Genomic DNA, 12,413 nt, shown 5'->3' with positions numbered 1-12,413 from the left:
ATATTTTTATGTTAAAGTTCTTGTACTGTAAAACCGGCTTGCTGCAGATCTTTCCAGAAATCAGGATAAGATTTTTCAACTACCTGGTAATCTTCTATTTCAACCTCTTTGATCAGCAGGCTCAGCGGAGCAAAGGCCATGGCCATACGGTGATCATCGTATGTAGCGATGCTGATCTTCTCAGGGAAGTTCAGTCCTTCACAGTTCAGTGTGTATACCTCGTTATCCTCATTCAGGGTCACCCCGATTTTTGCCAGTTCAGTTTGCAAAGCAAGGATCCTGTTTGTTTCCTTGATCTTTAGCGTTTCCAAACCGGTGAACGACAGGTTTAATCCCTTTGCTGCTGCGCAAACGATGATTGTTTGTGCCAGGTCAGGACAGTCTTTCAAATTCATGACCCCGATGATCGGCTGTTCTGCTGCTGAGATCAGCTGAATGCCGTCTTTGCTGCGGGAGCTGCTTACACCAAGGGGAATCATGATCTGCTGGATCGCGCTGTCTCCCTGAAGGCTTTCTTCCCTCAGGTTAGGCAGGATGATGTCAGCCTGAACGGCTAGGGCAGCAATGCTGTACCAGTAAGAGGCAGCACTCCAGTCGGGCTCTACAACTAATATGGCTTCCTGATGCACCTGCTGTGCAATGTGGATGGTATCGCCTTCCCAGCTGTGTCTGATCCCTGCAGAGGCCAGCATGTTCAGCGTCATTTCCAGGTAAGGTCTGGAAGTTAATCCGCCCAGGATATGCAGTGACAGGCCCGAGGGCAGTGTAGGTGCAATGATCAGCAAAGCCGACAGGTACTGGCTGCTCACATTTCCCCGGATGGAAACTTCCGAAGGGGTATCCTGCAGTCCGCCGTTGATCAGCAGGGGAGGATAACCTTCATTTTTCTCATAGGAGATATCTGCACCGAGGCTTTTCAACGCATCAACCAGGATTCCGATAGGGCGTTCCTGCATCCTGCCGGAGCCTGTAAGTTTAAACTTTTCAGGAATGGTAGAAAGAAAGGCAGTCAGAAAACGCATGGCTGTGCCGGCATGGCCAACATCTACCGTTCTTCTTTCTTCCAGGGCTGCAGTAGTCAGGCCGATCAGGATCCTGTTGAGAATAACCGTATCAGCGGCATCGGACAGGTTTTTTACCATGACCATTCCTTTGCTCAGGGCTGCGATGATCAGGGCCCTGTTGCTTTCACTTTTAGAACCAGTCAGATGAATAGTTGTATGGATATCCTTTAGTCCTGTAAAGGAAACAACTGCATTTTGTTTCTTAACCATATTTTTATAAAGGTAAAGCGTGCAGGAACCGCTTGAGCAATCCCTGCAGGTTTTCCTGTTTGTTATGCTTTTGTGCCAGATGTAGCTTCAACTATTTCCTCTTCGGTTTTGCCTTCATTCATGATCTCAGTTTGTTTTCTGATAGATTCTCCATGAACAAGCTCCAGGAACTTCTCTGTAAAGTTCAGGTCCAGTTTTAAGGCTTTTGCGAATGCACTTCCTTTTTTAAGGATCTCATCCCAGCGGTTAACCTGAAGGATAGTGACTTTGTTATCTCTTTTGTATTCACCGATTTTCTCAACGATAGCCATACGCTCACCTAATTTCTGGATCAGAAGATCATCTATCTTATCAATTTTCTGACGTAATTCTACCAGTTTATCTGTGAAATCTGCATTGTTTGATTCAGGGTCACGAACGCTCAGTCTTGAAACCAGTTCTTCCAGAGCAGATGGCGTAACCTGTTGTTTGGCGTCAGTCCATGCTACAGAAGGATCGATATGTGATTCGATCATTAGTCCCTGCATATCCAGATCCAGTGCTTTTTGTGCGATGTAAGGGATGAGTTCGCGGTTTCCGCAGATATGTGAAGGATCATTGATGATCGGTAAAGTAGGGCATAAAGTTTTCAGCTGAATAGCCAGTTCCCACATGGGTTCATTACGGAACGAGCTTTTTTCGTATGAAGAGAAGCCACGGTGAATCGCGCCGATTTTAGTGATTCCTGCATTGTTGATACGTTCTAAGGCGCCAATCCACAGGGAAATATCAGGGTTTACCGGATTTTTGATCAATACAGGGATATCTGTACCTTTCAGGGCATCAGCAATTTCCTGTACGGTGAAAGGGTTAGCTGTAGATCTTGCGCCGATCCAAAGGATATCTACTCCTGCTGCCAGGGCTTCTTCCACATGTTTTGCTGTAGCAACTTCTACTGCTGTAGGCAGGCCGGTTTCAGCTTTTGCCCTTTTCAACCATTCCAGGCCGATGCTTCCGATTCCTTCGAATTCTCCCGGACGGGTACGCGGTTTCCAGATACCAGCTCTTAATACAGACACTTTACCTGTAGCGGCCAGCAAATGAGCGGTAGATAGCAGTTGTTCTTCAGTTTCAGCGCTGCAGGGTCCGGAGATAATGAGCGGCTCGTTTTTAATGTTCAACCAGCTCTCTAAAGGCTGGATATTAAGATTTAATTTCATGATATGGATAATTAATAGGGGGTTTGCGATTTTATGTTTGTTGTGCTGATATACTTTTTGTTGCTTATACTTTGTCGTTTTTCAGGTATTCGCCCATGATGTTAAAGTTCACGGTATACTTCAGGGCCCGGCGAATGGCGATATCATATTTTTCCATGTCCGACCATTCCAGATCGACGTAGAAATAATAGTCGTTTCTTTTGCCCAGTACGGGCATTGACTGGATTTTGCTCAGGTTTACGTTTTGTTCTGCAAAGATGGTCAGCACCTGTGACAATGCACCTACATGATTGCCTACCTGGAAAACGATCGAAGCTTTGCTGATCTCTTTCAGGGTTTCATTTTTTTCCTTTTGCAGGATCAGGAAACGTGTATAGTTCTTGCTGTTGGATTCAATTCTTCTTTCCAGGATATTCAGGCCGTAAAGTTTGGCTGCAAGTGTATTGGCGACCGCCAGCGTATCCGTTAATCCTTCATCTTTAATCTTTTTAGCACAGGCAGCTGTGTCTGTACCTTCTACAATTTTAAGGTGCGGGAAATCATCAAAAAAGTCGATGCACTGGCGCAGGGCGATAGGGTGTGACGTTACAAACTGTGCATCTTCCAGTTTTACGCCCGGCAGTCCCATCAGGTGCAGTTGTATCGGCAGGTAGACTTCGCCGGTTACGGCAAAATTGTATTCCCTGATCAGGGTGTAGTTAGGTAAAAGACTGCCGGCAATTGAGTTTTCAATAGCCATGACCACATAGTCGGCCTCATTTGCTTCCAATACCTCACAAGTCTTTTTAAAGGAGTTACATTCAATGGTTTGAATGTCATTGCCAAAGAACTTGAAAGCAGCTTCTTCATGAAATGATGCTTTGATACCCTGAATTGCTACTTTTACTGATGTGTTCATTTTCTTATTGATCTCTGTGTTATTTTGGTAAAAAGAAGCTTGAAATTTTGCATTAAAAAAAAAGTCCCGGCTTTAGGCCGGGACTTTTCATATACAATTTATCTTGTTTCTTTTGATTGCATATCAGTCCCGGCTCTTACTAAAATAGTAGAAGTAACCAAACCAATATGTAGTGATGTTTCTCATTTTTTATTGTTGGGGCTTAAGATCAGCACCCGTTTTTTATTGTTTTATTTTTCCAAATGTACTAACAAAATTTAATTTGTCAATAGTAAAATAAAAAAAATTATTTTTTGTGTGTTTTGACCTGCGATGAAAAAAGAATAACCAGCTTTTGAGGGCCGGTTATCCGGGAGAGCTATATGTGGGCTGCCGGCAGACTCAGCACCTGATGCAGGGCGTTTTGTGTTTTTCTTTTTCTTGAATTTACGGCCGTACCATACCAGAAAACCAGTGATCGGTAAGCTGGCACCTATCAGTGCAGCCAGGAAGGCCAGTACTTTACCGGGAAAGCCGAGAATGCTGCCTACGTGAATGTCATAGTTCATTTTACGCAGTTTGCCGCCAAAGCCAGAGGCTGCATAGGAGATTGCGTATACGCCGTTACCTTTCAGTTCTTTCAGTGAATGCTGGCCAAATGTGTAGCTCTGGTTATTGTAAAACTGCCCGGCGGTAGGGTACACAGTGATGCTGATCGTAGCCATCGCTTTTGAAGTATCTGGAAACGAATAGTAAAATCCTTCCGAACGCGGGTGTTTTGCTGTCACTTTTGTCCAGGCAATATCCATGGCCTGCTGCGGTGTATACAAATGTTTTGCATTTACCGTATCTGATTTCACTGGCCTGAACTCCCGAAGTTTTTCGCCGCCGCTGGTTGCCCAGTACAGGCCTTCGCTGTACCAGCTGATTCCATATACCATTCCTGTCAGCGCAATTGCCAGCAGGAACAGCAGCGAGTAAAACCCCAGTACATTGTGCAGGTCAAGGTTTACCCTTTTGAAAGAGGCGCCCCATTTGATTTTAAAGCTTTTGTCAACCGTTCCTTTATTCCATTTTTTTGGATACCACCAGATCATACCTGTGACCAGCAATACTACAAAAACCAGGGTACCGTAATTTACGACCGGCCTGCCAATTCCATAAGGAAGCCATAAGAAGCGGTGACCGTTAAGGATAAACCTGAAAAAGTCTACATCGCCCTTTTTGCGGACTTGCCGGCCAACTACCTGCCCGGTATACGGATTGATCTTTAGGGTAGTTCCGCCGCCGTGTCTTCCTTTTTCCTGTGGGTTTCTCAGCGACAGGTCAATTGTTCTGCCCTGGATATATTGTGCATAGCCAACTACCTTACCTGGATAAAGACGGGCGGCAATAACACTAAGCTGCGAAGGTGTAAGTACAGGTTTGTCCTGCTTTTCAACTTTCGTTTCAGGCTCAAGGAGGGCGGTAATTTCTTCGTTAAATACCCAGATACAGCCAGTGATGCACACAATTAGAACAATGATTCCAGAAGCCAGTCCCAGCCATAAATGCAGCCATTTGTTAATACGGTTAAAAAGAGAAACTTTTGGTTTCTTTTTGGGGTTGTGTTGAGTTCCTGTAATCATTGCGCTAATCTATTATACGTGTGTGCTTCTATTATTTTAAGTGCTGAATGGCAGCAATTACCCCACCTTCAACTTTCAGGCCCTGCGTAGCAGTAGCAGTTGACGCATCGATTTTATATACATAGTTCAAACCGCTGTTTAAGTTCACACCGAAATAAGCCACTTTGCCATCTTTAGGCGTATAGTTGTTAGAAGTAACAGATTTTATGTCTTTCACATCAGGCATTCCAGACACGAGTTTAAATGTTTTGTTGGCCACGTTTACGATTGCCAGGGCTGTTCCTGTAGTATAAGCGCCCCTGTTAGCTTTCAGTATTACATTTGCAACAAAGTTATTGCTGCCTAAATACAACCAGTCCGTAATTACATAACCATTAGAAGCAGCTTCAAAGTCCATGAAGTAAGTCTGGTCAAATTCTGTAGTACCTGATTTAATCCTGGTAATAGCAGATGGTTTGGTAGAAGTAAGTGTAGTACCACTGCTTACGGCAACTGAAGAAGAGAAAGCGTAAGTATCGCCGTTTTCAACTACTGCCAGTCCGTCTGTAAAATATCTTCCGATAAAGCTGGTCCTGTTGTCATTGATTACTTTTTCAAGTTTCATGTCAGGGTAAGAGAATACGGCTATCCATGCATTGTCAGGAAATGCAGTTCCAAAAGCAGCACCGCAGCAGGCCTTGATAGAGAAGATAGGGGCGTAAACCTTTGTACCTACCTGTTTGATCCAGCTGAAGAATGCCGTTTCGCCGTTATTCAATATCGTCTGGGTGTTGATGGTACCTTCACCGGCGATCAGCAGGCTGTTTGTGTTCACGCGGTAGAAGTTTGCCAGTGGGTTGGTGATCGCCCTTGGGATCTTCAGCATTAAGATATCGTCATTTACAGGGGCGAAGGCCTGCACTGTTTCAGACTGGAAGTTGGAAAGCTTGTTTAGCTTGCCGTTTAAAATGTTGTAAGTAGTAACGGCACCCGGATTTCCCTGTCCGTATAACATGCTGAAAAACTTGTCGTTTGCCGTTACGTAATACCTGTAAGAGCCATCCTGCTCTATTCCGTTTCCTACGGCAGAGATTGTACCTTTTTCAAGGTCACTTGCAGTCAGTAAATAATCTGCAACACCAGTAAGGGAAGTAGGTGTTACGGCAAGAATATAATTTCCCGGATCAGCAGCAATTGTATCGGCATTATTTTTTTTTGAGCAGGAAGCAAGTGCAGCTGTAAATGCCAGCATGATCAATACTTTTGTAAAGTTTGTTTTCATTTTTTTTATTGGTTTTTTTGTGTTTGAATATTCGTCTTTGAGTTGGCTTCAGGAAGATGTTTTGCCTCCTGTGCGAGTCTCTACTGGTTGTTGATGAAGTAGCGTAAATTCAGGTAGAAGCCGCGTCCTGGTTTTTGAAGACTGAAATTGTCATACAGGTACGCATTGGTAATATTTTTAGCCTCCACGCCAATGTTGTAGCGGCCATTTTTGATGCTGTATACAAAATTCACATCGTGTGATAACTGTTGCGGAACTACATATTTGCCATCACTTGCCGCTCTGCTGCCCAGACTTGGCCAGTATAACCAGAAGGCATGTACATACAATAAATTATAGCCGATGTTCAGTGTATTTCCTTTTCTCACTACGTCTTTCAGCGTTACAGAAACATCTGTATTTCCGAAGAGATAGGGAATGTTAGGCAGTTGGTCTAAATACACAGGGCTTACTCCTGAAACTCCGGGCTCATACATCTGCAGGTTTCTGAGGAACTGATAAGTAACCGTTGTTCCTGCACTTAACCAGTTTTTATACGAATACCTGATTTCTGCATCTCCTCCCCAAGTCCTTACGCCCTCCCTGTTATCTGCAATGAGTTTCGATTGGTTGGCGTTGAGCCTGTTGTAAATAAAATTATCGGAGTGTCTGTAAATTGCATTCGCATTAACTGCGAAATTGCTGATGGTGTTGATACTGAAGTTATAGCTTATTCCCAGGTTTATATTGTTACTTTTTTCAGGTTTCAATGAAGGATTTCCTTCCTGGTTTTCAACGTCCCCGAAGATCTCCTGCGCATCCGGCATGCGGTTGGTCAGCTCATAAGATGTTTTTAGCTGTACATTTTTATTGAGGAAATAAGTGGCTGCGGTACCATATCCGAATTTGGTGGTGGTTGCTTTTGCAGAGCCGCCATTGCCGCTGATATTGGTTTGTGAGATATATTTACCAAATATCGTGGTGCTCCATCTGTCTTTTACGTCAAAATTGTAGCCCAGACCCAAAACGTTCTTATTGGTCTTTTTTGGTCTTTCATACTCGGCATTTGTAGGGTTCAGCGGATCGCTGCCTTTTCTGTCAAATGTTGAGAAAACATTGCTCAGTGCTACAGATTGTTTTTCACTGATCTTGTAGTTGAACATACCTGTGGCCAGCCCGTTGTTGTTTTTGTATTTATACATACTTCTGGAGCGTTCGCCGCCGGAGCCGGTTGGTTTTGAATTGCCATACCAGTCGTACCTTGCATTTACGGTATCAATGTTTTGCTCGGTACCGAGGTTGTAATTTGCATTAACAGTTACGTCCAGGCCTTTGATCAGGTTTGTTTTTTTGTATTTCAGGGTAGGCATGAGGATGGTACCCCTTCTGTGCCATGCGCCAAATACCTGCGTCATGCGGGCGCCTGTCTGGATTTCCTTGTAGTTTTTACCCATAGTGATACCGAACAGGAGTTTGTCGGCATAACTTTTACCCACAACGCCCACATTGGCAATCACAGTTTCATTGTGGTATTTATCGTTAAACCTTTTTAGCAGGGCTTCCGGGGCATAGGCTCCGGTAAAGATATCTGCAGCTTCAATTTTAACTTTATAATCGTTATCTGAATAGTTCTGGAATGCGTTCAGCTGGACAGTAAGTCCGTTTTTGCTTGTTGCAGCCGCATTGATCACGCTCCTGTGCGTGTTGAAGGATCCATAAGAATAAGAAACATCCGCATAGTTCCGGTACCTATCGCCCGTAACGATATTGATTGCGCCGCCCAATGCATCAGAGCCCAGCCACATTGGGACTACGCCTTTGTAAACTTCAATCCTGTCTGCAATATTGATCGGGATGTTATTGATCTGGAATGAAGTACCGAAGTTATCCATCGGGATACCATCGATAAAATACTTTACGTGATTTCCTGAAAAACCGTTTAGTGAAAGGTTAAAGTTTGATCCTACACCTCCGGACTCCCTTACACGTATCCCTGCAACCCTGTCCAGCGCGCCGGAAATATCAAGCGTTGTGTTGTAGAGTTTTTTTGCATCAATGGATGTTACGTTAAATGCCTGTCTGTTGGTTTCCTGGGCTGCAGTGCGTCCTAAAACGTTAACTGTTTCCATTTGTTCAACACTTTCTGTTACTTTAAAATCAAGGTTACGGTTTTCTCCGGCTGCAAGTTTAATTTCCTTTTTCTGGTCTTTAAATCCAACGGCCCTGATCAATATGTTATAAGTGCCTGGTTTAACGTTTTTAATCAGATAGTGACCCTGCTGGTCGGAAACAGTTCCATATGAAGTATTCTGGAGCCTGATGGTTGCTGCATGGACAGGCTCACCATAATTTCCCTTCAGACTTCCGCTGATGCTGGAGGGCGGCGTTTGAGCCTCCGCGAAAAATACATTAGCGCATAATATGGCCAATGGCAAAATTTGTTTAAATTGCATTACTTTTAACTACGATTAAAGGTTAGCGGGATAATCCCGTTACGCCACACGGGTCCGAACCGTGTGGCATTTTTATAACGCAAATATATGGTTATTTAGATCCAATCCAAATTAGAAGAGGTGTTGTGTCAGGGGGTGTATGGTTGGCAAACTAATCAAGTAGCTGAACTAAAACGGTTTATGATATTAAAATGGGATTAAAATAAATTTTTAATCCAACAACTAACCGGAATAAATACAATTATTTCTTAATACTGACGTTATTCATGGTCTGCTAATCTACGGTTAGCGCTCATTTGTTATCTGGCGGGCTTCACGCAATTCCTGTTGCATCACACTGGCGATCTGCGTACTTCCATCGTGGCTCCATCCGGGAGGATAAAACATGTATCTGAATTTGTTCTTCAGGCCGGGCGCACGTTTTACGTCGGCCACTAAGGCCCTGAATTCATGGAACACGATGTTTACCGGTCCTGTATCTTCAGGCTGGTGTGTTAATCCGTAAACAATTTCTTCCTCCGGAAGTTCTTCCTGGAAGGTGCCAAACATCCGGTCCCAGATGATCAGGATCATGCCCATATTTTTATCCAGGTAAACGACATTACTGGCATGATGAACGCGGTGATGGGAGGGGGTGACCAGGATATATTCCAGTATGGGGTGTAATTTTTTAACAGTCTGCGTATGCACCATATTGCCATACAGCTGGGTAATCAGGTATGCAAGGATGATATCCAGGGCTGAAAAACCCATAAATGCAAGTGGCAAATAAAAGAATACCCTGTACAGCGGTTCGAAAACCGTGGAGCGGAATCCCGTGGTCAGGTTAAAAAGGGTTGATGAGTGGTGGGTAACGTGCATTGCCCAGAAGAACCTTACATAATGTCCCGAAGTATGCAGGCACCAGTACAACAGGTCCTGAATAAGCACCAGAAGGATCCAGTATACCCATACATTGTGAATGTGAAAGAGCCTGAACTGATAACAGCAATCCAGGATGAACAGGGTGACCGCTTTTGTTCCCAGATTAATGAAAAATGCGAGCCCCATCAGGTAAACATTATTCCATGTATCCCTTTTTTCGTACAGGTGCCTGTCATGCACATAACTGAAATACATTTCCAGCAGGCATGACAGTACGAGGAATACAACTAAGAATGCAGCCGTTAAATCTTCAGTCTCACTTAGCATAAGTTAAATTGTAATATTCCATACTTTCACGGATATCACTTTCTGAAACTCTGCAATTGTAGGTGCATTGGCCTATGTTTTGCAACAGCGAGAAGAGGATATTCCCGTGTTCATTTTTTTTATCGCTTTGCATCAGTGCTGAAAGCTGAGCAAAAGATTTTTCTTTAATTTTATAGGCAGGGTAAACGCCGGATATATACGTTCTGATCTCTGCAAGTTCATCGGCGCTGAGTGTACTGTTTTTATGGGACAGCCAAGCTTCACAGATTATCCCGATAGCAATGGCCTCTCCATGGGTAAGCGGTTTTTTATCTTTGCTCAGGGAATAACTTTCAACTGCATGCCCGACGGTATGCCCGAAGTTCAGGATTTTGCGTAATCCTTTTTCAAGGGGGTCTTCGGTCACTACAGTGTTTTTGATCTCAACAGAGCGGTGGATTGCTGCGGTAGTGATATTTTGATAATTTGCTGCTTTGAGCTCATGGTAATAGCTGTTGTCAGCGATCAGCCCATGTTTGATCATCTCTGCGAAACCCGACAGTAATTCCCTTTTAGGAACAGTTTTCAGGAATTCAGCTTCAATAAATACAGCCTGGGGCAAAGTGAAAGTGCCCACCATATTTTTTACGTTGTCGATATCTATCCCCGTTTTTCCACCCACAGAGGCATCTACCTGTGAGAGCAGCGTGGTAGGGATATTGATGAAATCGATCCCGCGTTTATAGGTAGAAGCTACAAATCCGCCCATATCGGTGATGACGCCGCCGCCCAGGTTAATCATCAGACATTTGCGGTCGGCCTCAAAATCAAGTAAGGTCTTCCAGATACCGATACAAAAATCGATATTTTTGTTTTCCTCTCCCGGATCAGTTTCGATGAGGTCAAATCCGCTGAAATCATCCAGCATCTCCCTGAATACAGGTAAGCAGGCTTCAGCCGTATTGCGGTCTGCAAAAACGAAGATATTGCTATACGTTCCTTTTTCGATGATCTCCGCGAGGGGAGCTAACCTGGTATCAAAATATATATTGTGTCCTGAACTCTCAATCGTATCCATTAAACTACTTTAATTTGGTTTCCCATAAAATCAATCAGATCACCCTGACGTACTTTCAGACGTTTGCGGTAATCTACGCTGCCATTATATTTCACCAGGCCGTCTTCCACAACAGTCTGGGCTTCACCGCCACTTTGCACGAGTCCGGTTGCTTTCAGCAGCTGGATCATAGGGATAAATTCACCTTCTAATTTAAATTCTATCATTATGCAGCAAATTTACAATTAATTACAAAGGGTTTTACCTTTGATAGTCGGGGAATTTATATTTTTGCAGCAGTTTGACTAACTTATTCATCCAAATGCAGGTATCCCCGGGGAAAAAATTAAATTTTGACAATACTGAAATCGCTTTCCGAAGTAAATCAAAATCAGAACTAAACAGCGCTTATTGGTTATTTAAAGTAATGAGCAGCAATTTTTTAACCCAGGTGGGGCCACCGGTGACCAATTTATTCCTGAATATCGGGCTGCCGATACAGGGACTGATCAAATCCACCATCTTTAAGCAGTTTTGCGGCGGCGAAACCATTGCTGAATGTGAAAATACGATTGAACACCTCTCGGTCGGTAAAGTAGGTACCATTCTGGACTATTCCGTAGAGGGAGAAGAGGAAGAGCACGTTTTTGACTTTACCTGTGCCGAGATCATCCGCACGATAGACCGCGGGGCGGGGGATAAACGCATTCCGATTACGGTATTTAAGATCACCGGTATTGCCCGTTTTGCCCTGCTGGAGAAACTGGATGCCAAATTACAGCTTACAGCAGAGGAGACGGCCGAATTTGGCAGGGTGAAAAACCGCTGTGAAAGGATCTGCAGAACGGCCTTTGAAAAAAATGTACCTGTGATGATCGATGCTGAAGAAAGCTGGATACAGAAAACCATCGATGCGCTGGCGATAGATATGATGATATTGTTCAATAAGGAAAAACTGATTGTTTATAACACGTATCAGCTATACCGCCATGATAAGCTTGCCCATATCAAAGCAGATCACCTGATTGCTAAAGAAGCAGGATTTGTTTTGGGTGCCAAGATCGTTCGCGGCGCATATATGGAAAAAGAGCGCAGGAGAGCAGCGGAAAAAGGATATACTTCGCCTATACAGCCGGACAAAGCGGCTACAGACAAAGATTATAACGCCGCCATTACCTACTGTGTAGAAAATATCGGGCAGGTCGGTATTGTTTGCGGTACGCACAATGAAGCCAGCTGTAAAGTACTGGCCGAGCTGCTGGATACCCATGCCATTCAGCACAGCCATTCCCATGTTTACTTTTCACAGTTGCTGGGAATGAGCGATAACCTGAGTTTCAACCTGTCTGACGCCGGATATAATGTAGCCAAATATGTTCCCTATGGCCCGGTTAAAGCGGTAATGCCGTACTTGTTCAGACGCGCCCAGGAGAATACTTCCATTGCGGGGCAAACCAGCAGAGAGCTGGATCTGATTGCGAGGGAGAAAAACCGGAGGAACTCGTAAAACATCAT

10 protein-coding genes are annotated in these 12,413 nt (G+C 44.0%); 1 reads left to right on the top strand and 9 read right to left on the bottom strand.

The genetic code is table 11. The annotated features are described in order from the left end of the window. Positions 1-11: 11 nt before the first annotated feature. The 9 genes from aroA to BLW16_RS01735 form a co-directional block, all read right to left on the bottom strand. The gene (aroA, locus tag BLW16_RS01775; RefSeq protein WP_090554553.1) at positions 12-1,274 is read right to left on the bottom strand and encodes a 3-phosphoshikimate 1-carboxyvinyltransferase; all 1,263 of its coding nucleotides are present in this window, start codon (positions 1,272-1,274) and stop codon (positions 12-14) included. Positions 1,275-1,336: 62 nt separating this feature from the next. After that, the gene (locus BLW16_RS01770; protein ID WP_090554552.1) at positions 1,337-2,473 is read right to left on the bottom strand and encodes a chorismate mutase; all 1,137 of its coding nucleotides are present in this window, start codon (positions 2,471-2,473) and stop codon (positions 1,337-1,339) included. A gap of 64 nt (positions 2,474-2,537) precedes the next feature. Then, on the bottom strand, positions 2,538-3,371 hold the full coding sequence (locus BLW16_RS01765; RefSeq protein ID WP_090554550.1) for a prephenate dehydratase: 834 nt from the start codon (positions 3,369-3,371) through the stop codon (positions 2,538-2,540). A 257-nt stretch (positions 3,372-3,628) separates the two neighbouring features. Beyond that, entirely contained in the window at positions 3,629-4,978 is a 1,350-nt protein-coding gene (locus tag BLW16_RS01760; protein WP_090554548.1) for a PepSY-associated TM helix domain-containing protein, read from the bottom strand. Between the two features lie 31 nt (positions 4,979-5,009). Continuing rightward, complete coding sequence (locus BLW16_RS01755; RefSeq protein ID WP_090554547.1) at positions 5,010-6,239, bottom strand: DUF4374 domain-containing protein; 1,230 nt, start codon at positions 6,237-6,239, stop codon at positions 5,010-5,012. Positions 6,240-6,319: 80 nt separating this feature from the next. After that, positions 6,320-8,671, bottom strand: coding sequence for a TonB-dependent receptor (locus BLW16_RS01750; protein WP_090554545.1), 2,352 nt, complete (start codon positions 8,669-8,671; stop codon positions 6,320-6,322). A 285-nt stretch (positions 8,672-8,956) separates the two neighbouring features. Next, on the bottom strand, positions 8,957-9,862 hold the full coding sequence (locus tag BLW16_RS01745) for a sterol desaturase family protein (RefSeq protein ID WP_090554543.1): 906 nt from the start codon (positions 9,860-9,862) through the stop codon (positions 8,957-8,959). Continuing rightward, complete coding sequence (gene aroB, locus BLW16_RS01740) at positions 9,852-10,919, bottom strand: 3-dehydroquinate synthase (RefSeq protein WP_090554541.1); 1,068 nt, start codon at positions 10,917-10,919, stop codon at positions 9,852-9,854. The genes BLW16_RS01745 and aroB overlap by 11 nt, the downstream gene beginning before the upstream one ends. Further along, positions 10,919-11,125: an RNA-binding S4 domain-containing protein gene (locus BLW16_RS01735; protein WP_090554540.1), complete on the bottom strand. Its 207-nt coding sequence runs from the start codon at positions 11,123-11,125 to the stop codon at positions 10,919-10,921. Before BLW16_RS01735 ends, aroB begins: the two co-directional genes overlap by 1 nt. Positions 11,126-11,220: 95 nt before the next feature. Between BLW16_RS01735 and BLW16_RS01730 the strand changes: the two genes are divergently transcribed. Beyond that, positions 11,221-12,405 (top strand): proline dehydrogenase family protein, encoded by a 1,185-nt coding sequence (locus BLW16_RS01730; RefSeq protein WP_090554537.1) that lies wholly within the window; start codon positions 11,221-11,223, stop codon positions 12,403-12,405. Positions 12,406-12,413: the final 8 nt, after the last annotated feature.

The sequence above is a fragment of the Pedobacter hartonius genome, assembly GCF_900107535.1.
In the GTDB taxonomy this organism is placed as follows: domain Bacteria; phylum Bacteroidota; class Bacteroidia; order Sphingobacteriales; family Sphingobacteriaceae; genus Pedobacter; species Pedobacter hartonius.
The sequence above is the reverse complement of the archived record's forward strand: the minus strand, read 5'-3'. Positions and strand labels throughout refer to the sequence as shown.